The organism is Martelella sp. K41-7 (assembly GCF_055808365.1).
On record NZ_CM147867.1, the window covers coordinates 250427 to 276100 of the forward strand.

A 25674-nucleotide genomic window follows, 5' to 3' on the forward strand; every position below is an offset into this window, starting at 1 on the left:
GCACGTCATGGCTTCCGATAACAGCACCTCGAACACAATGTGGGGCGGGCGTTTCGCCTCCGGTCCCGACGCGATCATGGAGGAGATAAATGCCTCCATCGATTTCGACAAGGCTCTCTATAACGAGGACATCGACGGTTCGATCGCGCATGCCACCATGCTTGCCGCCAAAGGCATCATTTCGGAAGAGGACAAGGCGTCAATTCTTTCAGGGCTTTCAACAATTCGTCGTGAGATCGAGGAGGGCAGCTTCACTTTCTCACGCCAGCTTGAAGATATTCACATGAATATCGAATCGCGGCTGCGCGAGTTGATCGGGGCTGCGGCGGGGCGTCTGCACACCGCCCGTTCGCGCAACGATCAGGTGGCACTCGATTTCCGCCTGTGGGTCAAGAAGGAACTGTCAAAGACCGAGGCGGCTTTAACCCGGCTCATCAGCGTGTTTCTCGCCCGCGCGGAAGAACATGCCGAAACGGTGATGCCCGGCTTTACTCATTTGCAGACCGCCCAGCCGGTGACCTTCGGTCATCATTGCCTGGCGTATGTGGAAATGTTCGGGCGCGACCGCAAGCGGGTGCGCCACGCCATCGAGCACCTGGACGAAAGCCCGCTGGGGGCTGCGGCCCTTGCTGGCACCGGCTTTGCCATTGACCGCCATATGACGGCAGCGGCTCTCGGTTTTGAGGGCGGGCCGACGCGCAACTCCATCGACACAGTGTCAGACCGCGATTTCGCGCTGGAATTCCTGTCGATTGCCGCCATCTGCGGCACGCATCTTTCGCGGCTTGCCGAGGAAATTGTGATCTGGTCGACGCCGCAGTTCAATTTCGTGCGGCTGTCCGACAGTTTTTCGACCGGCTCCTCGATCATGCCGCAGAAGAAGAACCCTGATGCCGCAGAACTGGTGCGCGCCAAGACCGGCCGCGTCAACGGCGCATTGGTGGCGCTTCTGACCGTGATGAAGGGCCTGCCGCTCGCCTATTCAAAGGACATGCAGGAAGACAAGGAACAGGTCTTCGACGCTGCGAAAAGCCTAGAACTCGCCATTGCCGCCATGACCGGCATGATCGGCGACCTGACGGTCAACACCGCGTCAATGAAGGCCGCCGCCGGTTCGGGCTTTTCCACCGCGACGGATCTTGCCGACTGGCTGGTGCGCGAGGCGGGACAGCCCTTCCGTGACGCCCATCATGCGACCGGCCACGCGGTTGCCCTTGCTGAAAAAAGGGCACCGACCTCGCCGGTCTGACGCTGGACGAGCTTCAGGCAATCAACCCGGCGATCACCGAGGGTATTTTCGACGTGCTTACGGTCGAGGCGTCGGTTGCCAGCCGCAAGAGCTTCGGCGGAACAGCGCCTGACGAAGTGCGCAAGCAGATCGCCTGGTGGCGCGATCACGTTTGAGTTCGTGTGCGTTTGAGGGTGCACAAGCCCCTCCTGATCAGCTATCAGGTAAGGGATTTGGTTTGAAAAAGCTTGCGGTGGACAACGCCATGCAAAAACACAGGATTGCCGTTGCGGTATTGTTGGTAAGCGTGCTTGCGCTAAGCTCTTGCGGGCGGCGCGGACCGCTGGAAGTGCCACCGGCAACGCCCAAACAGGCTGAACGCGAGGCTCGCAACGCGAACACGCCGGCCATCCAGATCGCGCCAAACGACAAGCCTGTCATTTTTGACGGGTCAGGTGACAATGTCGTCAATGCCGGACCGGATAGCGCGATTGACGGCGAGCCCGGCTCGTTCTTTCTCGATTCCCTCATCAACTAGGCCAGGTCTTTTCCGTGAACCATTTTGAATATCGCGACGGTGTGCTCTTTGCCGAGGGAGTTTCCATTCCGGCGATGGCCGAGGCCGTCGGTACGCCCTTCTATTGTTATTCCACGGCCACCTTTTCTCGTCATTACAAGGTGTTCGCTGAGGCCTTTGCCGGAACGGACGCTCTGGTCTGCTATGCCGTGAAGGCCAACTCAAACCAGGCGATCCTGAGAATGTTGGCCGGTCTCGGGGCGGGCATGGATGTTGTTTCGGAAGGCGAGCTGCGCCGCGCGTTGGCGGCCGGTGTAGACCCGCAGAGGATCGTGTTCTCCGGCGTCGGCAAGACCGTGCGCGAGATCGATTTTGCGCTTGAGACAGGCATCTACTGTTTCAATGTGGAATCCGAGCCTGAACTCGAGGTCCTGAGCGCCCGCGCGGCGGCCAAGGGTGTTGAAGCGCCGGTTTCCTTCCGCATCAACCCGGATGTGGACGCCAGGACCCATGCCAAGATCTCGACCGGCAAGAAGGAAAACAAGTTCGGCATCGCCTTTTCGCGCGCCGAGGCCGTCTATGCCCGCGCCGCCGAACTGCCCGGCATTCGCGTCAGCGGGATCGATATGCATATCGGCAGCCAGATCACCGAGTTGTCACCCTTCCGCGATGCTTTCCGGCTGATGAAGACGCTGGTTGTGGAACTCAGGGCGCAGGGCCATGAAATCGATCATGTCGATGTCGGCGGCGGCCTCGGTATCCCCTATCAGTTCGACAATAACCCACCGCCGGAACCGACGGCCTATGCCGCGATCATCCGCGAGGAACTGGCCGGGCTCGATTGCCGGATCGTCGCTGAACCGGGCCGGATGATTGCCGGCAATGCCGGAATTTTCGTGACCGAGGTGCTTTACGTCAAGGATGCCGAAGCCAGGAGCTTCGTGATTGTTGACGGTGCGATGAACGACCTGATCCGTCCGACGCTTTATGAAGCCCATCATGAAATCCGCCCGGTGGTGCTGAAGACAGAAGCCGAGCGGATGACCGCCGATGTTGTCGGGCCTGTGTGCGAGACCGGCGATTATCTGGCGCTGTCGCGCGAGATGGGGCGGCCGCAACCCGGTGATCTCATGGCGGTGTCGACGGCCGGTGCCTATGGCGCGGTGCAGGCCGGTACATACAACACCCGCCTTCTGGTGCCGGAAGTGCTGGTCGACGGCGACCGCTACCATGTCATCCGCCCGCGCGGCAGCTATGAGGATCTGATCGGGCTTGATTCGTTGCCGGAATGGATGTGATCCTGCTCGCGGAGTTTTGAAGGCGGATCGTTGCAAAATTGGCGCGGCCTCCTCGCTATCGTCATAAACCGTGCTATGTTTTTTCGAACGTTTACGCTCACGCCGCAGCCTTCAGGGCGCGACAGACAGGGCCTATGACCGCTCAAAAGCAAGACACCGGAACTGTTCGTCCCGACAGGGGCATGCAAGGCGAGGCGCTGAACCGGCGCATCGCCCGCAAGCGCGCGATCGCACGCCTAAACCTGCTCGCCGAGCGGCTGCTGCCCGGGCTGCTCTGGCCTGCCTGTTTCGTGGCGCTTTATCTCTCGTTTTCCTGGCTTGGCCTGTTCCACGCCGTCCCCTTCGCGCTCCGGATTGCGATCCTGCTGCTGCTGGCCGGCGGTTTTGTTGCCGGGCTGTGGCCATTTCGCCGCTTCCGCTTGCCCACGCGGGCAGAGGCCGAGCGGCGCCTTGAGCGCGAGAACGCGCTGGCCCATCAGGTGATTTCGGTTGCCGGCGACAGACCCGCGCGCGAAACGCCGGAGGCGCTGGCGCTGTGGCAGGCCCATCAGCGGCGCATGGCCGAAAAACTCGATCGTATCGACAGCGGTTATGCCCGGCCGGACCTCTCTGCCGTTGACCGGCATGGCCTGCGCGCCATCCCGGCCCTTCTACTGTTTGTGGCGTTTTTCTATGCGGGCACGACAGGCTCCGGCAGATTGGCCGATGCCTTTCGGCCGCCGGTCAATGAAGGCGAGGCGACTCTCGCACTGCGTTTCGACGCCTGGATTTCACCGCCGCCCTATACCCGCAAGGCCCCAGTCTATCTCCAGGCCGACGGTGCCGATGATGTCGCGGCGATACCCGAAGGCTCGGTGCTGACAGTGCGGCTGTCGGGCAAGGGCACGGACGCGCCGATTGCATTCCTGCCGGATGCTGACGGTCAGCCGCAGACCGCCGACAACGTTGAAGAGAGCGAATTGGCGCGCAGCGCAACCTTCACTCTGAGACAAAGCGGCGTGCTGGAGGCCGCCGGCCGGCAATGGATGATCGACGTGGTGCCGGATGCCTTGCCGGTCATCGCCTTCAAGAGCGAGCCCCGGGCTGCTGCAAATGGTGCGCTGGAGCTCGAATATACCGTTTCTGACGATTACGGCGTGACCGCTGCACGTGCCAGGATCGTGCCGGCGGGCGACATCGACGAGCATGCTGAGCCGCTTTATCCACCGCCGGAGTTTCCGCTGAACATGCCGTCGCGCTCGAGCGAGGACCATTCGGCCTTTACCAGCCGCAATCTTACCGAACACCCGCTGTCCGGTAGGCCGGTCACGATCACGCTGATTGCGGAAGATGCCGCCGGCCATGTTGCCCGCAGCGCGCCGCTTGAAATGATACTGCCCGCGCGAACGTTCTATAATCTGCTCGCCGGTTCTGTTGCCGAGCAGCGACAGATCTTTGCGCTGGACACCCGCGCGATGCCGGAAGCTCTGCAATACAGCGCTGCGATCACGCTGCGGCCTGAAGAGACCATTCCCGATCTCACGCAGTTCCTGCTGATCAAGTCGGCGCAGACGCGCATGCTGCTGGCCCATGATGACGAGACCTATCGCGATACGGCGGACTATATGTGGGAGATTGCGACCGGCATTGAAGACGGCGAGTTGACAGCCGCAGAGCGGCGTCTGCGGGAGGCGCAGGACGCCTTGAGCGAGGCATTGCGGGATGGCGCGTCCGATGCCGAGATTGCCCGGCTGATGGAAGAATTGCGCCAGGCGATGCAGGAATACCTCTCCGAAATGGCCCAGCGCATGCAGCCTTCTAAGATGCAGCAGGGCCAGCAGCAGGCTTTGCGCCAGCGCGATCTCGACAATATGCTCAATCAGCTTGAAAACCTTGCCCGGTCCGGTGACCGGGCCGCCGCCCAGCAGCTTTTGTCGGAGCTGCAGCGGATGATGAACAACATCCAGCCGCCATCGTCGATGGCCCAGCAGGGCGGGCAGCAAAACTCGGAGATGCGCGAGCAGGTCGACAGGCTTGGTGAACTGATCCAGGAACAGCAGCAGCTGATGAACGAGACCTTCGAGCTCGAGCAGCAATTGCGCGACCGGGAGCAGTGGGGCGATCCGCCGCCGCGTCAGGGCGGCGATCAGCAGGGCGAAGATGGCGCAGAGCGGCCGCCGCAGGACATGACGGCAGAGCAATTGCGCGAGGCCCTGCGCCAGCTTCAGGAGCGCCAACAGGCACTGTCAGAGCAGCTGGGCGAAATGCAGCAGAAGCTCTCCGAACTCGGCATGCCGCCGGCGGAAGGCTTCGACCGCGCCGGCGAGGCGATGGAGGGGGCTGCCGAGTCACTTGGCCAAGGCGAGGGAAGCGGCGCGCTAGAGGGGCAGGGCAATGCGCTGGAAGCCCTGCGCCAGGGCGCCCAGCAGATGATGAATTCGATGATGGCGCAAGGCCAGGGACAGGGTCAGCAGGGGCCGAACGGCCAGGCCGGCTGGGGCAACCAGACCGGCCGCGATCCGCTCGGACGCAATCAGGGTATGGATGGACTCGATTTTGGCGACAATGTTCAGGTGCCGGATGAGTTTAGCGTCGAGCGCGCCCGCGAAATTCTCGACGCCATCCGCAAGCGGCTGAACGAGCAGGCCCCGCTTCCCTCTGAACCGCCCTATCTCGAGCGGTTGCTGGAACCCGGCACAGGCAACTGAACCTGCAAGCTGATGAAGCCGGGCCAGCCCGGTTGAATGGGAAAATCAGCGTTACTGAGCCTTTCGGCAGATCACGCGGCAAGTGCGCGGGCTACGGCCTTGCGGATATCCGGCAGGGCGAAGGGCTTCGGCACCACGTCAACGATCTTTTCCATCAGGTCATCGGCGCGTTCGCGCTGTTCGGCAAAGCCGGTCATCAGCAGGATTTTCATGCCCGGATGGGTGCTTGCAGCCTGATGGGCCAGCGCAATGCCGTCCATGATCGGCATGCGCACATCGGACAGAAGCAGATCATAATTGCTCTCCGACAGCCGCTCCAACCCTTCCGCGCCGTCGCAGGCCTCGACCGTTTCGTGGCCGTCGAGCCGAAGCGCACGTGCAACGAACGCCCTCAGAGATGCTTCGTCTTCCGTGATCAAAATCCTAGCCATGGCGCTGTCCAGTTCTTTCTGTCTTATCAAAACCCTGTCGGCATGCCCGTTGTTCCGGGCCTTGTTGCCGTAGAGATCACCAGAACTTTCCTAGCGAGAGGTAAAGATTGAAAAATGACGATTTGTGTAGTTAACAAGCTCTGTTAGCGCGATTTAACCTTGGTTAAGCATCACCGGTAATAACGCCGACGAAAGGCAGCTCGCGGAACGCATAGGCAACATCCATCCCATAGCCGACCACAAAGCGGTCCGGGCAGTGGAATCCGGCGTAATCGGCTTCCAGAACTTCCTCCCGTTTGTTCTGCTTGTCGAGCAGAACGGCGATCGAGACATTGGCCGCGCCACGTTCCTGCATCAGGTCGCGGGCAAAGCGCAGGGTCCGGCCGGATTCGAGAATATCGTCGATCAGCAGGACATCGCGACCTTCAACCACGCTGTCGATATCCTTGACCATACGGACGCCACAACTGACCGTGCCGGTTCCGTAGCTCGACAACGTCATGAACTCGACCTCGGGCGCAAGGCCGATCTTGTGCAGTGCACGAATCAGATCCGCAGCGAACACAAACGAGCCCTTGAGAATGGCGATGACGAGCAGATCTTCCGCCGGACCCTTGGCGATTTCGAGCGCAAGTTCTTCATTGCGCTTTGCAATTTCCTCGGAGGAAAAAAGGACCTCGATGTTCTTTCCGCGAACGACGTGCATGGGCGCGCTCCTCTTGTCTGCGCGCCATCGGTCTGCCGGGGCGTCGCTTTCATTGCCTATCGGGAGTGTCCGGTTGTAGTGGGTTTGCATCCGGGCGGCAATCACAACACCGGAAAGCCCTAGCGCCACAGTGCATTTCGCCGTGGATAATCCATTGTCTACACGTAACTTTGCGGGTCCGTTCACCTCCTGTTATTCATAACTGCGTAAAAGTGGCGCTGATCGAGAAGACGAGGCTGCCTGCTGACGATGGCATTGATCCAGTTTGAAAATGTTGGGCTGCGATATGGAATGGGACCAGAAGTCCTGAGGGACATGACGTTTGATGTCCAGAAGCATTCCTTCCAGTTCCTGACCGGTCCGTCAGGTGCGGGCAAGACGACGCTGCTCAGGCTGATGCTGATGGCGCTGCAGCCCACGCGCGGTCTGATCCGCCTGTTCGGCCGTGATGTTGCCGTGATCCCGCATAAGGAACTGCCGATGCTGCGCCGACGGGTCGGCATCGTGTTTCAGGATTTCCGCCTGCTCGACCATATGACGACCTACGAGAATGTTGCGCTGCCGTTGCGTGTCAGGGGAAAGGACGAAGTCTCCTATCGCAATGATGTGATCGAACTGTTGAAATGGGTCGGGCTCGGCGAGAGGTTGCATGTTCGTCCGGCGGTGCTTTCAGGTGGTGAAAAACAGCGTGCGGCGATCGCGCGCGCGCTCATCGACCAGCCGGAAGTACTGCTTGCCGATGAGCCGACGGGCAATGTAGATCCGCCGATGGCGAGGCGCATTTTAAGCCTGCTTGTCGAGCTTAACCGACTGGGCACGGCCGTGGTGATTGCCACCCATGATATCGCGCTGATGGATCGGTATGATGCAAGGCGGATGATCCTTTCGGAAGGAAGGCTCGATATCTATGACTAGACCGCCGCGTTCAATCCGCGATCCCCGTCTTGAGGAAGAGCGTCTTCAGCGACAGCGCGAGGATGAGCGCCGCCGCGCTGCGGCGCGCGCGCGCGAAGAACGGCTGCTCGAGGAACGTATCCTCGAAGAGCGTCGCCGCGAGGAAATCCGCGTGTTTGAGGCGGAAGCCGCGCGCAAGCGTCAGGTGCAGCAGGAAGCTGCCGCCCGTCAGGCCGGGGCCGACCGCATCGAAAAGGAAAAGGCTGTACATGCAGCAGCCGAAAGATCGAGGGGCGAGGCTGAAAAAGCCAAGGCGGCGGAGGCCAGGCGGACCGAAGAACAACGGCAGCCAAGGCGGCCAAAGGTCGAGCCGGGCGCGGACCGTCCGCCATTGCCCCGTGCCGGGAGAAGGGGTGTGCTTCCCGGCGAAGGGGCAGTATTGCCTGAACCTGCCGGACAGCGAGAAAGGCTCACCCCAAGGCCGGACCACGCGACCCCGATTGAAAGACGCAACATCCGAAAACTGCCTGCGGGCCAAAGTCGCGGTAAGCCGACGCCGATCGTGCCGCCCACCAATGTCCAGTCCCGGGCGCTGATGGCAGTGATCGCGATCATGGCGTTTCTCGCCTGCCTGACGCTTGGCGCCGTTTCCATGGTGCGCGCCACGGCGGCAAGCTGGCAGGGCGGCATTTCCAGGGAAGTCACCATCCAGATCAAGCCCGTCGAGGGCCGTGATATGAACCAGGCGCTTCTCAATGCGCGGGATGTGGCGCTTCAGTTCGTCGGCACGCTTGATGGCCAGGTGGTGGATGAAGCGGCAACCGAAAGGCTTCTTGAGCCCTGGCTTGGTACCGGGCTCGATTTCGACGAGCTCCCGGTGCCGCGTCTGGTGATCGTCACCATTGATGAAAACAATCCGCCGGATTTTGCGGCAATGTCCGACGCACTGCAGAGCGTTGTGCCGGGTGCATATCTCGACGATCACCGGGCGTGGGTGAACCGGCTCTCCTCGATGGCTGATGCGACGACCACGATTGGTGCCTCGATCATGGCGCTGGTATTCTCGGCCATGGTGCTGACAGTAGTGTTCGCCACGCGCGGCGCGCTCTCGGGCAGCCGCGATATCGTCGAGGTTCTGCATTTCGTCGGTGCGGAAGGCAGCTTCGTGGCGCGCCAGTTCCAGAATCACTTTCTTAATGTCGCGTTGAAAGGGGCCTTTCTTGGCGGTGCGCTTGCCTGTCTGTTTTTCGTGATCGCACGCTTTTGGCAGGCGCGTTTTCTGGCAACTCCCGGCGCCGATCAGGCGACCGCTTTGTTCGGTTCGATCTCGATTGGCTGGGACGCCTATGCCGGCATACTGCTGACGATTGCCATCATCGCCGCGCTGACCACGCTGACCGCGCGGCTGACGGTGATCCGCACGATCCGGGAGATCGATCGCATTCGTTCCGATCCCGAACGCACCGACAGCCTGTAGATCTTTGCTGTTTTGCAACTTATTCGTCGTCGCCCCTTCGCCTGAATTTCAGCTATATCGTCTGTAATGTATTGAGAGCGGCGGATTGATTCGGTTGGTCGCCAGTGCATGTTTCTGCCGCAAAAAGCCTGAAATGGAAGGAATATGGCGAAGCAAGTACGCAAGTCGCCTGAGACTAGCGGAGACGGGAATGGTGCGCGGGGACATGAGACCACGCGTGGAGGATTGGTGTTGCGCGCCGTTCTGGTGGCCGGACTTGCCGTATTGATTGCCTTTGGCGGCGGCTTTATTTGGTTTTCCACCAAAATTCTTACTGCCAGGCCACCGCCGCTCTACGAGACAGATGCGGTTGTTGTTCTGACGGGCGGTGCGCGGCGCATTGATGAGGCGCTGGTTCTTCTGGCCGAAGGAGCGGGCGAGCGCCTGTTGATCTCCGGTGTCAACCCGTCGACAACCCCGGAGAGCATCCGCAATCTGACAGGCGGTGACAGCCAGCTGTTCGATTGCTGTGTCGATGTTGGCTATGAAGCGCTCGATACCTACGGCAATGCCGTTGAAACCCGCAAGTGGATCGAGGAGCATAATTATCGGCGCGTGCTGGTCGTCACAAGCGCCTATCACATGCCGCGGGGGCTGTTCGAACTGCGGCATATCGATCCGGATACCGTGTTTGTAGCCTATCCGGTTCCGCTGGGGGAGAGTGACGGCCTCTGGTATCACAATCTTCGCTATGTGAAGGTTCTGGCCTCGGAATATGTCAAATTCATCGGGGCGCATGTGCGCGCGGTGACCGGGCTCAGGATGCTGGCCCCCGCAGCGCAGGATATGTAGGGATATGGGAGTGTTTCGCTCAGTCGCCTTTAATACCGCCTTTTATGCCGGCACGGCGGTTCGGATGATTGTCCAGTCTCCTTATTACTTCGCGGCTTCACGCGAAAACGCCTACCGTGTGGTGGTTCAGGGCTGGGGCCGTTTCGTCAATCGTCAGATGCGGTTCTGGGTCGGTACGACGTTCGAAGTCGAAGGGCTGGAAAACCTGCCCGACGGCCCCTGTATCATCGTGCCCAAGCACCAGTCGGCCTGGGATACGATCATGCTCTTGCCATGGATACCGGATTCGGTTTTCATGCTGAAGCGTGAGCTGATCCAGATGCCGCTGTTTGGCTGGTATCTGAAAAAGCAGCGACAGATCGCTGTCGACCGTTCGGCAAGCGGCAGGGCGATGGCGGATGCGATTGCCCGTACAAGGGTTGAGGTCGAGACCGGGCGGCAGTTGATCATCTTTCCGGAAGGAACGCGGCGTCCGCCGGGCGCTGCACCGGACTACAAACGCGGTATACAGCTCATTTACAGCGGGCTTGCAGTGCCCGTGGTGCCAGTGGTCATGCATCCGGGCCTGTTCTGGCCACGCGGCAATTTCCGCCGCCAGAAGGGGCATTTCAAGGTCAGGATCCTCCCCGCCATCCAGCCGGGCAAGCCCCCAAAAGCCTTCTTCGCCGAGCTTGTCGAAACGATGGAGCGGGAAAGCGATCGCCTGCTGGTGGAAACCGTTACCGAAAACCCGCATCTTGAGCTTGCTGCGGTGACGCGCAAGCGCGTCGAGGCCCTGAAGGCGGTCGAGACGGCCTAAGGCCCGTCATTGAGTTTGGGCCGGGGCTGCTCGTTTCGAATCAGATGAGCAACCGATTCCAGCGCTGCATCGTCTATGCGCATCTGGCGCAGATGGTCGACCGTGTTCAGCACATAGTCCCGGTTGGGACCCGAATGACCGTGGCCCTCGCGCACAATCTCGGCCGCATGGTCGGGATTCAACTTGCCCGCATATTGCTTGTGTGAATGATCAACGACATAGGTAACGGCGGGAACGATGGCGCCATTATCGAGCCGGATGGGCAGAACCAGCTCGCGGTAAACCCTTGTCACCAGTTCGCGGTCGCGCAGATAGTCCATGACCGCGTCTGCGTCATTGCTTTTGGCGGCAAAGGCAACTCCCTCGCAAAAGCCGCCCCGATCAAGGCCAAGTACGAGCCCGGGTTTTTCCGCGGTTCCGCGATGGACATAGGAGTAAATGCAAAGACTTCGATGATAGCCCGATAGGTGTGCATTCATCCGCTTGTGGGTTGCAAAACCTGGATTCCACATTAACGAGCCGTAGCCAAATACCCAGAATTCGTCCATATGCTATGCCTGAATCCGTTTGAAACGAAGGACAGAATGGGAAACCACAATGGCAGGTTCAACCCGTACGCGCAAATATCTTAAGTGGACGCTCATCGTGCTGGTCATCGTCCTCGTTGCCTATTCACTTGGCTGGTTCTTTATCGCCCGCACCGTGAAGGCCCGGATTTTCGAGCTGCTGGAAGGTCAGAACGGGAGCAGCACGGTCGTCAGCTGTGAGGATATCGGATACCAGGGGTTTCCCGCAAGCTTCGGCTTCTACTGCGATAGTCTGCACGTTCGTGACCGCCAAACCAACGCCGTATTCGATACGCCGAAGCTTCTGGCCGAAGCGCCGGTTTATGCGCCCTGGTCGGTTTTGGCGAGCGTTACAGGCCCAGCAAATCTGGACAATGACGCCGGCATGATATTGAGATCCGAGTGGGAACACCTCGGCGGAAAGCTGATCTATGGGCGTTCGGCGCCGCGGCTGATATCCTTCGATGTCGAGAGGCTGACGGCCCGTTTTGCCGTGCCTGCAGGTCAGCAGGGCACGCTGACAGCCGAATACGCCCACGGGCTGGTCCGTAATGATGATGGCGATCTCGATCTTGCTTTCACGGTCAACGACGGCGTTCTCAGGCCGCGCAACAATGCCGACGCATTGCCCTCTGTATCCCTCAACCTTCTGGCGACGGTCGATGATGGCGGATCGCTTCTCGCCACAAAGGAAATCCGCCCCCAGGCGCTGCGCGGCAAGAGCGGTATCGTCAACCAGGCAACTCTGGCCATTGGCGATCGGCAGTCGCATATCGCCGTTTCCGGCCCGTTTGCTTTCGATCATGAAGGCTATCTGGACGGCCGCTTCAGTGTCGAGCTGACGGGTATTGACGGTGTCTCGCAGATCATTCAACTGGCGCTGCCGCAAGCGGCGAGGAGTGTAAGTACGGTGGCGGGGCTGATCAAGTCCTTCACCGGCGGTCAGCGCACGATGGCGCTCGATATCAGGGTCGCGCATGGCCGCGCTGTGCTGGGCTTCATCCCGCTCGGACAGATCCCGCCAATCTGAGCCGGCATTGAGGCAGGCTGTTTTGCCTCAATCCCTCTTTTCAAGCCCGTGGCGGCCGAAGTCGGGGGCGTCAACATCCTGCCCGGCTTCAACGATCGAGCGGCGGACATCGCGTGTGCGGGTGAATAGCTCGAACAGCTTGTCGCCTTCGCCCCAACGGATGGCGCGTTGCAGATAGGCCAGGTCTTCTGAAAACCGCGCCAGCATCTCCAGGATTGCGTCACGGTTATGGAGGCAGACATCGCGCCACATCGTCGGGTCTGAGGCAGCAAGACGCGTGAAATCACGAAAGCCTGAGGCCGAATACTGGATGACTTCCGACTGGGTCACCGCCTCCAGGTCATCGGCAGTGCCGACGATGTTATAGGCGATGATATGCGGCAGGTGCGAGACGATGGCGAGCACCTTGTCATGGTGTTCCGGCACCATGCGATCCACAGTCGAGCCAAGCGCCTGCCAGAAGGCGGTAAGCTTTTCGACCGCCGTCACGTCCGCGCCGTCTGGCGGGGTCAGGATGCACCAGCGGCCGACAAACAGACCCTCAAAGCCCGCATCCGGTCCGGAGCGCTCCGTGCCGGCAATCGGATGACCGGGAATGAAATGCACACCGTCCGGCACATGCGGTGCCATCTGGGCAATTACAGAAGCTTTGGTAGAGCCGACATCAGTCAGGATGGCGCCGGGCTTCAGATTGGGCGCGATCTTCTCGGCGACAGCACCGGACGCACCGACGGGCACAGAAACGATCACCAGATCGGCACCCCGGACAGCATCTTCCGGCGCTGCCGTATAGCGGTCGCCAAGCCCGAGTTCCTCCGCGCGCCGCAGCGTTTCCGGTGAGCGCGTGGAAACCACGATCTCGCCTGCAAGTCCTTTGGAGCGGATGTCGCGGGCAAGCGAGGAGCCGATCAGTCCGATGCCGATCAGGGCGACGCGTTCAAACATGGAATCGCTCATGCCGCGTCCGTTTCGGCGCTTTCGGCCATAAACTCTTTCAGTGCCGCGATGACACCGCGATTGGCCTCATCCGTCCCCACGCTCATGCGCAAGGCATTCGGAAAGCCGTAGCCTGCAACCGCGCGCAGGACATAACCACGTGACGAAAGGAAACGGTCGGCATCCTTCGCGCGCAATCCGTCCCTGTCGGGAAAATGGATCAGCACGAAATTGGTGACAGAGGGGGTAATCGTGAGGCCAAGTGCACCCAGTTCACGGGTCAGGGTTTCGATCCATCCGGCATTGAATTCGACGGCCTTCTGGGTGAAGGCGTCATCCTTGATGGCCGCCGTTGCCGCCGCGATCGCCGGGGCGTTAAGGTTGAACGGACCGCGCACCCGCTCCAGCGCGCCGACGATTTCGAGCGGGCCGTAAAGCCAGCCGACACGCAGCGCAGCAAGCCCGTAGATCTTCGAGAAGGTCCGGGTCATCACCACATTGGCGTTTTCGGCGACCAGTTCGAGGCCGGCTTCATAATCGTTGCGGCGGACATATTCCGCATAAGCCGCGTCGAGCACCAGAATGACATTTTTCGGCAGGCCGGCATGCAGGCGGCGAACTTCGGAGAAGGGCACATAGGTGCCGGTCGGGTTGCCTGGATTTGCAAGGAAGACAAGCCGCGTCTTGTCTGTAACCGCCGAAAGAATGGCGTCGACATCGACGGTAGCGTCCGTCTCCTTCACGGTGACGGGCGTCGCGCCATTCGCCATGATCTGGATCTTGTAGACAAGGAAACCGTGCTCGGTGATGATGGCCTCGTCGCCCTCGCCGAGATAGACATGGGCAAGGAGGCCGAGCAATTCGTCCGAACCATTGCCGCAGATAATGTTGTTGGTGTTGAGCCCGTATTTGGCGGCAAGCGCCTGGCGCAGAGCGGTCGCCTGACCGTCGGGGTAAAGCGCAAGCGTTTCGCTGAGGTCGCGCATTGCCGCAATCGCCTTCGGGCTTGCGCCAAGGGGCGTTTCGTTCGACGAAAGCTTGTGCACCTTCGCAACACCCTCCACATGGTCCTTGCCGGGGACATAGGCGGCAATATCCATGACACCGGGACGGGGTGTCGGCTTCATCGACTGATCAGGCATAGAAAACCTCGAAAACAACATGTGGCCCCTGGGGGCCGTTTTTTGAACGAAGAAGGAATAATCAGGATTGCGCGGTTTGTCGAGGGCGCGCTCGGGCGTGGTGGCTGGCCTTAAGGTCGGTTGCGCGTTGTCGGCACGCCCTGCGGTGCAAGGGCAGGCACCAGCATCTTGCGGGACGCGCGGGCCTTGACCGGAAGCCCCTGATAAAGCCGTTTCTGCGCCTCCACGATAGTAACGCCGGAAAAGGCCGGCCAGAAGGTCCGGCCAGTGCGTTCAAACCCGGAGCGGAAATGCAGCACCGTACGGCTCTTGGAAGGCGGAAAGAACAGTGCTTCGGCAAAAGCGCCGGGGGTGAAGTTGGTTTCGCGCAGCAATTCGGTGATCTGGCTCTTTGAATAGGGCCGGCCATTGCCGAAAGGCGTATGATCGAGCCGTGCCCACACACCGCGGCGGTTGGGTGCGACGATGATGAGACGGCCGCCCGGTGCGAGAATGCGCCAGATTTCGCGCATGGTCTCACGCGGGCTTTCTGTGAATTCCAGCGCATGCACCATCAACACGCGGTCGATCGATGCATCGGGCAGGGGGAGGTCATCGTCCATCACCAGTGCGGTTGCAGAGGCGGCAGAGGCCGGCCAGTTGATAGCGCCCTGAGAGGCGGGCATGAAGGCCATGACCCGCTCCGCGTCGGAACCGAAGCGCTCGAGATAGGGTAAGCAATAGCCAAGCCCCACCAACCTCTCGTCCGGCAGTTTCGGCCAGACCGGGGCAAGCGCCATGGCAATGGAATGGGCGGCGAGCCGTCCAAGCCGGGTGTGATAAAAGGCGCGAAGGTCAACGATATCGGCATTCATGAGCGAAGTTCCGGCTGTCCCAGTTGGACTTGAGACAGCACAGTACTACATTGATCGAGACTGGGTAAGCAATTGCGAGGCTTGATATGCGTTCACTGGAAATCGCCGTCTTCATGTGCCGTTCAGACAATTACGGGGTACTGGTCCATGACCCGGAAACCAAAAAGACGGTCAGCATCGATGCGCCCGATGGCGAGAAGGTGATTGCGGAGGCCGAAAAGCGCGGCTGGACCATCACTGATATCTTCACCACCCACCACCACAAGGACCATGTGGATGGCAATCTTGTGCTAAAGGATCGCTATGACTGCCGGATCGTCGGCCCCATAGAAGAGGCCGTTGTGATTCCAGGCCTCGATTTTGCAGTCGGCGAGGGCGTTGAGCTGGAATTTGCCGGACGGACAATCGATGTCATCGAAACGCCCGGCCATACGGCTGGCCATATCTGCTACCACTTCGTTGATGACGGACTGCTGTTTGCCGCCGACACGCTGTTTGCCATGGGCTGCGGTCGCCTGTTCGAGCGGCCCGCCACCGACATGTGGCCGTCGTTGAAAAAGCTTATCGCGCTGCCGGATGAGACTGAAGTCTATTTCGGTCATGAATATACGCTCGCCAATGCGAAGTTCGCGCTGTCGGTTGATCCGGACAATCAGGTTTTGAAGGAGCGCGCCGAGGCCGTCGCGGCGCTGCGCGAGGCTGGCGATTTCACCATTCCCACAACCATCGGGCTTGAGAAAAAGACCAATCCGTTCTTAAGGGTGTTGGATCCGGCGATCCGGGCGAAGCTCGGAATGGAAGATGCTGGCGATGAAGAGGTTCTGGGCGAAATCCGTCGGTTGAAGGATAATTTCTGATGGCTGCATCTGCTACGGCTACGGCCGAGGCGATGATTGATGCGCTCGAGATGAAACCGCATCCCGAAGGTGGCTGGTTTGCCGAAACCTTTCGCGATACGGCGGGCGATCCGGAGCGCGGCGCCTCGACGCTGATCTATTTTCTGCTTAAGGCCGGTGAGCGTTCGCACTGGCACCGGTTGCTGACCTCGGTTGAGGTTTGGCACTATTATGCCGGTGCACCGCTGAAGCTGATGATTTCACCTGATGGGAAGGGCAGCAAGGCGATGACGCTCGGGCCGGACATTGCCGCGGGTGAGCGCCCGCAATGCGTCATTCCCGCCGGTCACTGGCAGGCAGCGGAAACCACGGGCGATTTCACGCTTGTGGGCTGCACGGTTGCGCCCGGCTTCATCTTCGATGATTTCGAACTGGCACCGCCTTACTGGTCGCCCGAAGGCTGAGGCCTATGTTCACGTTTTTTTGCTGACGAACATGTCGCGCGCGGCCAGAATGGCGCCGCCGGTGATCAGCAGGCAGGCGACAATCACCCGCCAGCCCGGCTCGCCGAAACGGGCGAGAAGCAGGATGATGGTCGAAAACAGCGGTGCGGCATAACTTGCCGCGCCGAGCACCTGAATATTGCCCTTCTTTACACCATGGTCCCAAGCATAAAAGGCAATGCCGACCGGAAACAGGCCGAGGCCGACGACGGCAAGCCATTCTCCGGTCGATTGTGGCCAGATCGTCGTTTCAAGCAGGAGATGGCAGAGGAGCGAGAGCACCGAGGTTGCCATGCAGAAGCCGGTCACCACATCGGTCGAAACCTTTGAGAACGACCGCGAGATCAGCGAATAGCCCGACCAGGTGAAGGCGCAGAGAAAAGCGGCGATATAGCCGAGGGTGTATTCGCCACTGATCGTCAGCCCGCCGCCGCGGGTGATCAAAAGTGCAGTCCCTGCAAACCCGGCCAGCGCTCCCGCGATATGGTGGATTCTCAGCTTTTCTCCCGGCAGCAGCGCCGAACCAACGACAATCAGGAGCGGCCAGAGATAGGCGATCAACCCCGCATCGACGGCAGGCGCGTTGCGCAATGCTGTGAAATACAGGAAGTGGTAGCCGAACAGGCCGCCGATACCGGCAATCCAGACCTTTGCCGGCTGGCGTAGCGCGTGGCGTCGCTCCGGCCGTGCGACAAGCACGAAAATACCGGGCAGGCTCGCGATCGCAAAGGCGATGGCCGAGAGCTGGAATGGCGGCATCTTGCCCGATGCGGCGGTAAACAGGGCCAGAAATGACCACATGATGACGGCCGAAAAGCCGATCAGCGTTGCACGCATTGTCAAAAACAAGCCTGTATCAGACGCCGAATTTCGAAGCGTAGATTGTCAGCCGACCGATCTTCAGCGGGATCTGGGCCATAACCGGTGCGTAGACATTCAGCTCTTCGTTGAAGGCGAACCAGACGACGAGTTCGCGGGTGTTGGCGAGATACTCGATGTCGTCGTCCATGCGCTCATAGCCTGCAATTGGGCGGAAGCGGATGGCGCAGCCGACAGCGCGGCCCGAAAAGCCCTTGGTGGAAAAAGGCTTGGACCCTGCCGGTGCAAGCTCAAGATCCAGCCGGGTCTCCCCGTCAAAGATCGCGATCTTGCCCTGGCAGGGACTGTTGGATGGCTGCAGCAGCAGTGCGGATATCGGATCGACGACGCCACGCAGATGCTTTGCCGTGACCTCGACCCAGTCATCGCCGCGCGGGCCGGGATCGGGCTCGATCGTAGAGGATACGACGCGCTTGCGGGAGAATTCCGCGCCGTAGTCACGTGCGTAGTCACCGTCGCGGTAGATCAGTTGAAATTCTCTTGTCTCCGGGCGACCGTCCTTCCAGTCACCTTTGGCATCGACATTGACGGCAATGGAGGTGAAAAGATTGCCGATTCCCGCCGCCTTGATATCGGCGTTGATCCGGTAGTCACCGTCTTTCACAGTGGTATTGAAGACGGCGTCCGCTATCTTGATCCCTGAGAAAGAGATTGTGTAGACGGTCTGCTGCTTGATGTCCTCGGCCCTGGTTGCCGTGGTCCCGACAAGAAAAACCATAGCAATTACAATTTGATAAATGAAGGTTTTTCGCATGTCGCTCTCTCGCACCTTGAATCTGGTCGTTCCTGCTCATCTGTTTATGTCTCAGCCGGAGCCAAAAAAACAGCGGTAAATTTTTGCGTCCCCGTGAAAAACCGACGATCCGCCTTGACCTTTAAGTGCCACCCGATTATAGAACCGCAACTTTCCAATTAGCCGCCAATTGGATCGCGGGACTGGGCCGTCCCGTTGTAAGCCGTTGGCTGAAGACGAGTATAGGTGAAATCATGTCCCGCACGTGTGAATTGACTGGTAAGGGCGTGCTGTCCGGCAACAATGTCAGCCACGCCAACAACAAGACCCGCCGCAAATTCCTGCCGAACCTGTGCCGCGTGACGCTGATGTCCGAAGCAACGGGCCAGAGCTACCGTCTGCGCGTTTCCGCTGCAGCGCTGCGCTCGGTTGAGCACCGTGGTGGCCTTGACGCATTTCTGATCAAGTCCGGTGACGGCGATCTTTCGTCGCGTGCCCGTCTGATTCGCAAGGAAATCATCAAGAAGACGGCTGAACAGGCCGCCGCCTGATCAACAGGCACTTCTAAAACTGGAAAGCCTTGCTGCCCCGCAGTAAGGCTTTCTTTATTGCTACGCCAACTGGTGGCATCACCCAGGATAAAAAAATGCGACAGTCGCAAACCGTCATTATCTACAGCCTGCTGATGGCAGGTGTCGTTCTCGCCTCCAACATTCTTGTCCAATATCCCGTCCAGGGCATGGTCTACGGCATCTCGCTCGCTGACCTGCTGACCTGGGGGGCATTCACCTATCCGCTGGCCTTTCTGGTCAATGACCTGACCAACCGTCAGTTCGGCCCATCTGCTGCCCGCAAGGTGGTGATCGCAGGCTTTGTCGTCGGCGTTGCTTTTTCCTTCTACGCCTCGGTGCCTCGGATTGCGATCGCATCCGGCACGGCGTTTCTGGTCGGCCAGTTCCTCGATATCACGCTGTTCAATCGGCTACGCCGGCAGAGCTGGTGGAAGGCGCCGCTGGTCGGCTCGCTGTTCGGCTCGATCCTCGATACGGTGCTGTTCTTCTCGATCAGCTTTGCCGCCGTCTTCGTCTTCATCGGCGCCAATGATGAATTCGCGCTCGGCGTTGCACCGCTCTTCGGTGTCTTCCCTGTCATGGAAGTGCCGCGCTGGGTCTCCTGGGCGCTGGGCGATCTCTCGGTCAAACTGATCTTCAGTCTCGTCATGCTGCTGCCCTATGGCGCGCTGATGACCTGGCTGAGGCCGATGCGTCAGGTGAATGCCTGACGCCTTTCGGCCAATAAATTTGAGGACTGAGAAGGCGGGAAGGTTCCCGCCTTTCTTTATGCCTTGAGAATGGATTCGACCGCCTGACGCGGTCCCATTTCCACAATATTGCGGTAGGCGCCGGTAATCGCCGAGCGGAAGGCCGGCTCGCGGCGCAGCTCCTCATCGAAGATCGACTCGTTGGCAAGAATGCGGTCGACGAGCTGGTCGCCGTCATAGTCTTTCGCTTCTGCCAGCAGGGCGTCAGACAGCGGGTCGGTTAGCTTGCCGCCCTCATTTGCCGTCACCCTCACAAAACGGATCCAACCGGCCACAGCGAGCGCCAGCAGCGGCCATGGCCGGTTGTTCTCGATATTGTCGGCAATGCCGTGGAGAAGCCGCTGCGGCAGTTTCTGGCTGGTGTCCCAGGCGATCTGCGATGTCCGGTGCTTCAGCTTCGGATTGGTGAAGCGGTGGATCAGCGCATCGGCATAGTCGTCAAGATCAACGCCTTCGATCGCGGGCAGGGTGGGGCGCTGTTCATCGACCATGATCTGCCGCGCCGCCTTGCGGAAAACATCGTCCTCCATGCAGGCTGAAACCGTCTCAAGGCCGGAAAGACTGCCGAGCATGGCCAGAAAAGTGTGTGCGCCATTGAGCATGCGCAGTTTCATCATCTCGAAAGGCTGCACATCATCGGTCATCATGGCGCCGCCTTCCTCGAACGGGGGGCGGGCGGTGGCAAAATCGTCCTCGATCACCCACTGGCGAAAGGGCTCGCAGACAATGCCGTTATCGTCTTCCTTGCCGTCATTGAGCGTGCGCAGCACGCCCCGGCCATAATCGTCGAGCGCCGGTACAACACGGTCAACCATGGTGGAGGGGAAGGAGACATTGGCGTCGATCCAGTCAGCAAGCTTTCCGTCGCGCTGGTGGGCATAGGAGAGGACCGCGGCGCGGGCCAGCTTGCCATTGTCGGGCTGGTTGTCGCAGGACAGCACGGTCAGCCCGTCTCGTCCCGCTTTCCAGCGGCGGTTCAAGCCCTCGACAATCACGCCGATCGCCGTGCCTGGTTCTTCGGGATTGGCCAGATCGGCGATAATCCCCTTGTTTTCGAGATCGAGATGACCGTTGCGGACGCAATAGCCTTTTTCCGTGATCGTCAGGCTGATCACGGCCATCGGTTCGGATGCGATCAGATCGAGCAGGGTGTCAATGCCGTCACGCTTGGGATGACAGGTTCCGGTGACCACTCCGATCTGCCGCGCGGTGACCGTTTCGGCGTCGATCTCGGCGATCAGATAGGTGTGGCCGGCCTCATCAAGCGCGCTCAGCTCTTCCGCGCCCGAATTCAGTCGGACCGCGACCACGCCGAAATCTCCGCCAGCCTTGTTCATACCCTCCTGCAGGTAGACCAAAGGATGGGCGCGGGCAAAGCCGCCGAAACCGATATGCAAGATCCGCGGGCGAAGTGCTGCGGTGTCGAATTCCGGATTGGCACGGATGATGGTTTCTTGCATGAACTGTTCCTTCTGATCGCCGGGGCCGTCTTGGGGAGGATATCGTCGCGGCAGGTGACAGCCGTCAAGTCTTGTTTGCATAAAATCTCCGTTGGCGCAAAGATGACGTCCGGCTGAAAACCCGTCGACTGAGGGAACTTTGACCGAGGCTGTTCGTTTCAGAACGGCTCACCCCAACTCCAGAGGACAACATGGCCGGACGCGTACTGCTTCAGTTTTTTCACTGGTACTATCCAGCGGGCGGAGCGCTGTGGGACGAGGTAGCGGGTAGAGCCGAAGAGCTGGCCGGCATGGGGATCACCGATGTCTGGTTGCCGCCGGCCTATAAGGGCGCAGCTGGCGGCTATTCGGTCGGCTACGACACCTATGACCTGTTCGACCTTGGCGAGTTTGATCAGAAGGGGACTGTCGCCACCAAATACGGTGATCGCGGCGCGTTTGAAAACGCCTGCCACACGCTAGGCGGTCACGGTATCGGCGCCATTCATGATGTGGTCTTTAACCACAAGCTCGGCGCGGATGAGAAAGAGCGCGTGAAGGTTCGCCGTGCCAACTCGCAGGATCGGACCCAGATTGAGGATGAGGCCTTTGAGGCGCTGGCCTATACCCGTTTCACATTTCCCGGACGGCAGGGGAAATACTCCGAATTTATCTGGACGCAGAAGTGCTTTTCCGGCGTCGACTATATCGAGGATCCGGATGACACCGGCGTCTTCCGCCTTGTCAATGAATATGGCGATGGCGAGTGGAACGACGAGGTCGACGGCGAACTCGGCAATTACGACTACCTCATCGGTGCCAATGTTGAGCTGCGCAACCGCGCGGTTTCCGAGGAGCTGAGATACTGGGGGCGCTGGTTTTCAGAGCAGGTGCCTGTTGCCGGTTTTCGTCTGGATGCGGCCAAACACATGCCCGCCTGGTTCATCCGTGACTGGATTGGCCATATGCGCAAGAATGTGCGGGAGGACTTTTTTATCGTCGCCGAATACTGGCACCCCGAGATCAATGCGCTGAAATCCTATCTCGAACTGGTGGACCGGCAGTTGATGCTGTTCGATGTCGAGCTGCACTACCGCTTTCACGATGCGTCCGTGAACGGCCGGGCATTCGACATGCGCACCATTTTTGATGGCACGCTGGTAGCCGAAGTGCCTGACCATGCCGTCACGCTGGTGGAAAACCACGACACTCAACCGCTGCAATCGCTTGAGGCGGCCGTCGAGCCCTGGTTCAAGCCACTGGCCTATGCGCTGATCCTGATGCGCGAACAGGGCGTGCCGAGTGTGTTCTATCCCGATCTCTACGGCGCCGAGTATCGTGATAAAGGGTCCGACGGTAAAGAATATGACATCCAGATGCCGAAGATCGAATGCCTGCCGAAGCTGATCGAGGCGCGCAAGCGATTCGCCAATGGGGGCGAGACCATTGTGTTTGACGATCCGAACTGTCTGGCGATCATCCGTCAGGGGACCGATGAAGCCGCGGGGTCTGTGACCGTGCTTACCAATGGCGCGGAAACCGAAAAAGACATTACGCTTGGCGAAGGGCATGCCAATGCGACCTTCCGCGATTTCCTCGGTCACCGCGAGGATGCGGTCACCACGGATGATGCGGGGTCCGCATCCTTCCCTGTTAATGCGGGCAGCGTCAGCGTCTGGGTGCGTGAAGACAGTCTTCAGGCCTATTGAGGCAGCCTGAATTCCAGCATCAGCGTGTTCTGCAGCGGGGAATTGTTGTCATCGGAGACGATGATAACATGGAGCGATCCGTCGTCCGCACGGATGATATCCATGCCTTCCATGTTGTCGATCCGGTGCGTGCCGCCATAGGCCTGCATGACCACCGGTCCGTCGATCGTGGCACCGGGACGTATTGCTGAACCCGCCAGCCGACGGATACGCATGGCAACACCGGAAAGCAGCGAGAACCGGCGTTCCAGCACCAGAAGGTCGCCATCCGGCAGGAAGGCGGCATCGGTGACATCATAGCTCTCGCGCTTTACAACTTTGAAAATGCCGCGGTCCGGTCCGTCAATGATGGCGGCGAAAAGGTTGCCATCGGGATCTACGCTTTTCTCGGCGATCACCACCATGCGGCCGTCAGGGGCGACGGCGAGCCCCTCGAAACTGCCGTTTCGCCTCAACTCATAGGTCGGGATCAGAAAATCCGGGCCCGTTGCGGCGGTGACGTCCTGATGCCCGTGAAGCGGATAGGTGTCGATCCGGTGGCGGCCTTCGAAACCGACATAGATGCGGTCCCCGACAATGGCGAGGCTTTCGGCATCCATGCCGCTTTTGCCTGCATGCACGCCATTTGTGTTCTTCATCGGGGTGACGGTGACATCGGCAAGGCCTGAAAGCCGTCCGGCAGCATCGCGTATTACCTTGCCGTCGACCCATTCCCCCGTATCCGCCACCGCGACAAAACGCTTTGCGTCTGGCAGAAAGCGGATTGCTGAAAGCGACTGGAAATCGGGATCGGGCGAGGTCAGTTTCAGCCCGCCCAGAAATTCCAGCTGGCCAAAACGATCTGTGTCCTTGTCAGGCGCAAATTTTTCGATTGGGACGGCATCGACTGTGACGTTGGCAGCGAAGGCCGGTGACGAAAAAAGCGCAAGCGCCAGAGAAAAAGCAGCAGCCTTCATCAGCGCCGTCGTCTGCCCGTCGAAGCCCCGCCTGCCTGTTCTTCGAACAGGCCTGCCAACTGGTCGGTCATCGCGCCTGCCAGCTCGTCGGCATCGACAATTGTCACGGCGCGACGGTAATAGCGCGTGACGTCATGGCCAATGCCAATCGCCAGAAGCTCGACAGGCGAGCGCGTTTCGATGTGTTCGATCACCGCGCGCAAGTGCCTTTCGAGGAAGTTGCCCGGATTAACCGAAAGCGTGGAATCATCCACCGGCGCGCCGTCGGAGATCATCATCAGGATTCGCCGCTGTTCCGGGCGCGCCATCAGCCGGTCATGGGCCCAGATCAGCGCTTCGCCGTCGATATTTTCCTTCAGCAGTCCCTCGCGCATCATCAGGCCCAGATTGGACCGAGAGCGCCGCCAGGGGCTGTCTGCGGACTTGTAGACAATATGGCGCAGATCGTTGAGGCGGCCCGGTGTTGCGGGCTTTCCCTCTTCCAGCCATTTCTCGCGGCTCTGGCCGCCCTTCCAGGCCTTGGTGGTAAATCCGAGGATCTCCACCTTGACCCCGCAGCGCTCCAGCGTCCGCGCCAGAATGTCACCGCAGGTGGCGGCAACCGTGATCGGCCGGCCGCGCATCGAGCCCGAATTATCGATCAGCAGAGACACCACGGTATCGCGGAACTGGGTGTCGCGTTCCATCTTGAAGGAAAGCGGCTGCATCGGATCGATGACCATGCGCACCAGGCGCGCGCTATCGAGATAACCTTCCTCGAGGTCGAAATCCCAGGAGCGGTTCTGCTTGGCCATCAGCCGGCGCTGCATGCGGTTGGCAAGCCGTCCGACGGCGCCTTGAAGATGGGCGAGCTGCTTGTCGAGATAGGCGCGCAGGCGCTGCAACTCTTCCTGGTCGCACAACTCCTCGGCCCGAATCTCCTCATCGAATTCTTGTGTGAAGGTCTTGTAGTCGACCTTCTCGTTCAGATCGTCAAACGGGGTGTTGGGGCGCTTGGTCTCGCCGGCAACTTCGCTGTCCGGATCGGCATCTTCGTCCAGCTCGGTGTCGGCCACCTCCGCGCCGTCCAACTCGCCCTGATCCATCTCCTCGTCCGAATCGTCGCTGTCGTCCGCAGGCGCGGAATCATTGCCCGCATCCTCGTCAAACTGCTCGTCATTCTGGCGTTCGGAACGCGGCTGCTCTTCCTCGGAAATATTCTCTTCGTCGTTCTCGCTGTCGATATCCTCATCGGAATAGTCGTCGGCAAGCTCCATTGAGGAGAGCATCGAGCGGATGGTCCGTGCGAAAGCGTGCTGGTCATCGATGGTTTCCGACAGCCGGTCGAGATCGACGGACGCTTTCTGCTCAATGAAATCGCGCCAGAAATCAAGCACCTGTCCGGCTGAACCCGGCGGCTTTTCGCCGGAAAGCTTTTCGCGCACCAGCATGGCGACGGCCTCGGCAACCGGGGCGTCTTCCTTGCGGTCGATCGCGGAAAAATTGGCCTTGTCGTATTTTTCGGCGTGCATGGCGGCAAGGTTGCTGGCCATGCCCGGCATGCGCTTGGCGCCGATGGAATCGACACGCGCCTGTTCAACGGCATCGAAGATAGCCTGCGCGTCGGCGCCACCGGGCGACATCTGCGCATGGGTCACCGGATTGTGGCAGGCCATTCTGAGCGCCATGGAGTCCCCAAGGCCGCGCACCACGGCAAGCTCAGTCGCCGTCGGGCGCTTGGAGAATTCCGGTAGCCGGATCTGGCTGCCGCTCATGCCCGGCCGGTCGCGCGAAAACACGACCTCGGCCTCCCTGTCGCCGGAGACTGCACGCACACAGCCGGAAACGGCGCGGTGCAACGGTTCAAGGTCTACAGGCGTGTAAGGGTTGGACTTTCTATTGTCGCCGGGGCCGGCCATGGGT

General features: G+C 60.1%; 25 protein-coding genes and 1 pseudogene. 14 read left to right on the forward strand and 12 right to left on the reverse strand.

The genetic code is table 11. The annotated features are described in order from the left end of the window. Nucleotides 1–7 precede the first annotated feature (7 nt). From argH to AC0L7L_RS01230, 4 genes and pseudogenes are all read left to right on the forward strand, one after another. Nucleotides 8–1404, forward strand: a pseudogene (gene argH / locus AC0L7L_RS01215) (argininosuccinate lyase). An 89-nt stretch (nt 1405–1493) separates the two neighbouring features. Next, nucleotides 1494–1766 carry an LPS translocon maturation chaperone LptM gene (gene lptM / locus AC0L7L_RS01220; protein WP_473511332.1) on the forward strand — a complete coding sequence of 91 codons (273 nt, stop codon included), beginning with the start codon at nt 1494–1496 and terminating at the stop codon, nt 1764–1766. Between the two features lie 14 nt (nt 1767–1780). Then, nucleotides 1781–3043 carry a diaminopimelate decarboxylase gene (lysA, locus tag AC0L7L_RS01225; RefSeq protein ID WP_272209820.1) on the forward strand — a complete coding sequence of 421 codons (1263 nt, stop codon included), beginning with the start codon at nt 1781–1783 and terminating at the stop codon, nt 3041–3043. 134 nt (nt 3044–3177) lie between these two features. Next, the gene (locus AC0L7L_RS01230; protein WP_473511336.1) at nt 3178–5730 is read left to right on the forward strand and encodes a TIGR02302 family protein; all 2553 of its coding nucleotides are present in this window, start codon (nt 3178–3180) and stop codon (nt 5728–5730) included. 71 nt (nt 5731–5801) lie between these two features. On the opposite strand, the gene AC0L7L_RS01235 is transcribed toward AC0L7L_RS01230, so the two are convergent. Beyond that, on the reverse strand, nt 5802–6161 hold the full coding sequence (locus AC0L7L_RS01235) for a response regulator (protein WP_272209821.1): 360 nt from the start codon (nt 6159–6161) through the stop codon (nt 5802–5804). 163 nt (nt 6162–6324) lie between these two features. After that, the gene (gene hpt, locus AC0L7L_RS01240) at nt 6325–6867 is read right to left on the reverse strand and encodes a hypoxanthine phosphoribosyltransferase (protein WP_473511338.1); all 543 of its coding nucleotides are present in this window, start codon (nt 6865–6867) and stop codon (nt 6325–6327) included. Between the two features lie 255 nt (nt 6868–7122). On the opposite strand from hpt, the gene ftsE reads away from it, so the two are divergent. Continuing rightward, entirely contained in the window at nt 7123–7782 is a 660-nt protein-coding gene (ftsE, locus tag AC0L7L_RS01245; RefSeq protein ID WP_473513715.1) for a cell division ATP-binding protein FtsE, read from the forward strand. Between the two features lie 10 nt (nt 7783–7792). On the opposite strand, the gene AC0L7L_RS01250 is transcribed toward ftsE, so the two are convergent. Further along, nucleotides 7793–8032: a hypothetical protein gene (locus tag AC0L7L_RS01250; RefSeq protein ID WP_473511340.1), complete on the reverse strand. Its 240-nt coding sequence runs from the start codon at nt 8030–8032 to the stop codon at nt 7793–7795. A 324-nt stretch (nt 8033–8356) separates the two neighbouring features. On the opposite strand from AC0L7L_RS01250, the gene AC0L7L_RS01255 reads away from it, so the two are divergent. From AC0L7L_RS01255 to AC0L7L_RS01265, 3 genes are all read left to right on the forward strand, one after another. Beyond that, nucleotides 8357–9238 (forward strand): cell division protein FtsX, encoded by an 882-nt coding sequence (locus AC0L7L_RS01255; RefSeq protein WP_473513717.1) that lies wholly within the window; start codon nt 8357–8359, stop codon nt 9236–9238. A 144-nt stretch (nt 9239–9382) separates the two neighbouring features. Further along, nucleotides 9383–10069, forward strand: coding sequence for a YdcF family protein (locus AC0L7L_RS01260; protein WP_473511342.1), 687 nt, complete (start codon nt 9383–9385; stop codon nt 10067–10069). A gap of 4 nt (nt 10070–10073) precedes the next feature. Then, nucleotides 10074–10868, forward strand: coding sequence for a lysophospholipid acyltransferase family protein (locus tag AC0L7L_RS01265; protein WP_473511344.1), 795 nt, complete (start codon nt 10074–10076; stop codon nt 10866–10868). On the opposite strand, the gene AC0L7L_RS01270 is transcribed toward AC0L7L_RS01265, so the two are convergent. Further along, nucleotides 10865–11416 carry a gamma-glutamylcyclotransferase gene (locus AC0L7L_RS01270; protein ID WP_473511346.1) on the reverse strand — a complete coding sequence of 184 codons (552 nt, stop codon included), beginning with the start codon at nt 11414–11416 and terminating at the stop codon, nt 10865–10867. The genes AC0L7L_RS01265 and AC0L7L_RS01270 overlap by 4 nt on opposite strands. Before the next feature lie 49 nt (nt 11417–11465). Here AC0L7L_RS01270 and AC0L7L_RS01275 point away from each other — a divergent pair, with 49 nt between their 5' ends. After that, complete coding sequence (locus AC0L7L_RS01275) at nt 11466–12464, forward strand: DUF2125 domain-containing protein (RefSeq protein WP_272209831.1); 999 nt, start codon at nt 11466–11468, stop codon at nt 12462–12464. Between the two features lie 27 nt (nt 12465–12491). On the opposite strand, the gene AC0L7L_RS01280 is transcribed toward AC0L7L_RS01275, so the two are convergent. The 3 genes from AC0L7L_RS01280 to AC0L7L_RS01290 form a co-directional block, all read right to left on the reverse strand. Continuing rightward, on the reverse strand, nt 12492–13421 hold the full coding sequence (locus AC0L7L_RS01280; RefSeq protein ID WP_272209832.1) for a prephenate/arogenate dehydrogenase family protein: 930 nt from the start codon (nt 13419–13421) through the stop codon (nt 12492–12494). Continuing rightward, complete coding sequence (hisC, locus tag AC0L7L_RS01285) at nt 13418–14527, reverse strand: histidinol-phosphate transaminase (protein WP_473511349.1); 1110 nt, start codon at nt 14525–14527, stop codon at nt 13418–13420. The genes AC0L7L_RS01280 and hisC overlap by 4 nt, the downstream gene beginning before the upstream one ends. Before the next feature lie 125 nt (nt 14528–14652). After that, complete coding sequence (locus tag AC0L7L_RS01290) at nt 14653–15396, reverse strand: class I SAM-dependent methyltransferase (protein WP_473511351.1); 744 nt, start codon at nt 15394–15396, stop codon at nt 14653–14655. An 86-nt stretch (nt 15397–15482) separates the two neighbouring features. Between AC0L7L_RS01290 and gloB the strand changes: the two genes are divergently transcribed. Together gloB and AC0L7L_RS01300 are read left to right on the forward strand one after the other, a co-directional pair. Continuing rightward, nucleotides 15483–16253 (forward strand): hydroxyacylglutathione hydrolase, encoded by a 771-nt coding sequence (gene gloB / locus AC0L7L_RS01295; protein ID WP_473511353.1) that lies wholly within the window; start codon nt 15483–15485, stop codon nt 16251–16253. Next, entirely contained in the window at nt 16253–16696 is a 444-nt protein-coding gene (locus AC0L7L_RS01300) for a cupin domain-containing protein (protein ID WP_272209839.1), read from the forward strand. The genes gloB and AC0L7L_RS01300 overlap by 1 nt, the downstream gene beginning before the upstream one ends. A gap of 9 nt (nt 16697–16705) precedes the next feature. Here the strand turns inward: AC0L7L_RS01300 and yddG are convergent, their stop codons facing one another. Together yddG and AC0L7L_RS01310 are read right to left on the reverse strand one after the other, a co-directional pair. Then, nucleotides 16706–17578 carry an aromatic amino acid exporter YddG gene (gene yddG, locus AC0L7L_RS01305; RefSeq protein WP_473513719.1) on the reverse strand — a complete coding sequence of 291 codons (873 nt, stop codon included), beginning with the start codon at nt 17576–17578 and terminating at the stop codon, nt 16706–16708. Nucleotides 17579–17591: 13 nt separating this feature from the next. After that, nucleotides 17592–18332 carry a DUF3108 domain-containing protein gene (locus tag AC0L7L_RS01310; RefSeq protein WP_272209841.1) on the reverse strand — a complete coding sequence of 247 codons (741 nt, stop codon included), beginning with the start codon at nt 18330–18332 and terminating at the stop codon, nt 17592–17594. A 269-nt stretch (nt 18333–18601) separates the two neighbouring features. On the opposite strand from AC0L7L_RS01310, the gene rpmB reads away from it, so the two are divergent. Together rpmB and AC0L7L_RS01320 are read left to right on the forward strand one after the other, a co-directional pair. After that, nucleotides 18602–18898: a 50S ribosomal protein L28 gene (rpmB, locus tag AC0L7L_RS01315; RefSeq protein ID WP_473511356.1), complete on the forward strand. Its 297-nt coding sequence runs from the start codon at nt 18602–18604 to the stop codon at nt 18896–18898. 95 nt (nt 18899–18993) lie between these two features. Continuing rightward, complete coding sequence (locus AC0L7L_RS01320) at nt 18994–19629, forward strand: VUT family protein (RefSeq protein WP_473511358.1); 636 nt, start codon at nt 18994–18996, stop codon at nt 19627–19629. A 56-nt stretch (nt 19630–19685) separates the two neighbouring features. Here AC0L7L_RS01320 and AC0L7L_RS01325 read toward each other — a convergent pair whose 3' ends face one another. Beyond that, complete coding sequence (locus AC0L7L_RS01325; RefSeq protein WP_473511360.1) at nt 19686–21128, reverse strand: mannitol dehydrogenase family protein; 1443 nt, start codon at nt 21126–21128, stop codon at nt 19686–19688. 191 nt (nt 21129–21319) lie between these two features. Here AC0L7L_RS01325 and amyA point away from each other — a divergent pair, with 191 nt between their 5' ends. After that, on the forward strand, nt 21320–22816 hold the full coding sequence (amyA, locus tag AC0L7L_RS01330; RefSeq protein ID WP_473511362.1) for an alpha-amylase: 1497 nt from the start codon (nt 21320–21322) through the stop codon (nt 22814–22816). Here the strand turns inward: amyA and AC0L7L_RS01335 are convergent. Both AC0L7L_RS01335 and cobT read right to left on the reverse strand, forming a co-directional pair. Further along, nucleotides 22810–23772, reverse strand: a complete 963-nt coding sequence (locus tag AC0L7L_RS01335; protein WP_473511364.1) for an esterase-like activity of phytase family protein — start codon at nt 23770–23772, stop codon at nt 22810–22812. The genes amyA and AC0L7L_RS01335 overlap by 7 nt on opposite strands. Beyond that, nucleotides 23772–25670, reverse strand: coding sequence for a cobaltochelatase subunit CobT (gene cobT, locus AC0L7L_RS01340; protein ID WP_272209848.1), 1899 nt, complete (start codon nt 25668–25670; stop codon nt 23772–23774). Before cobT ends, AC0L7L_RS01335 begins: the two co-directional genes overlap by 1 nt. Between the last annotated feature and the right edge of the window lie 4 nt (nt 25671–25674).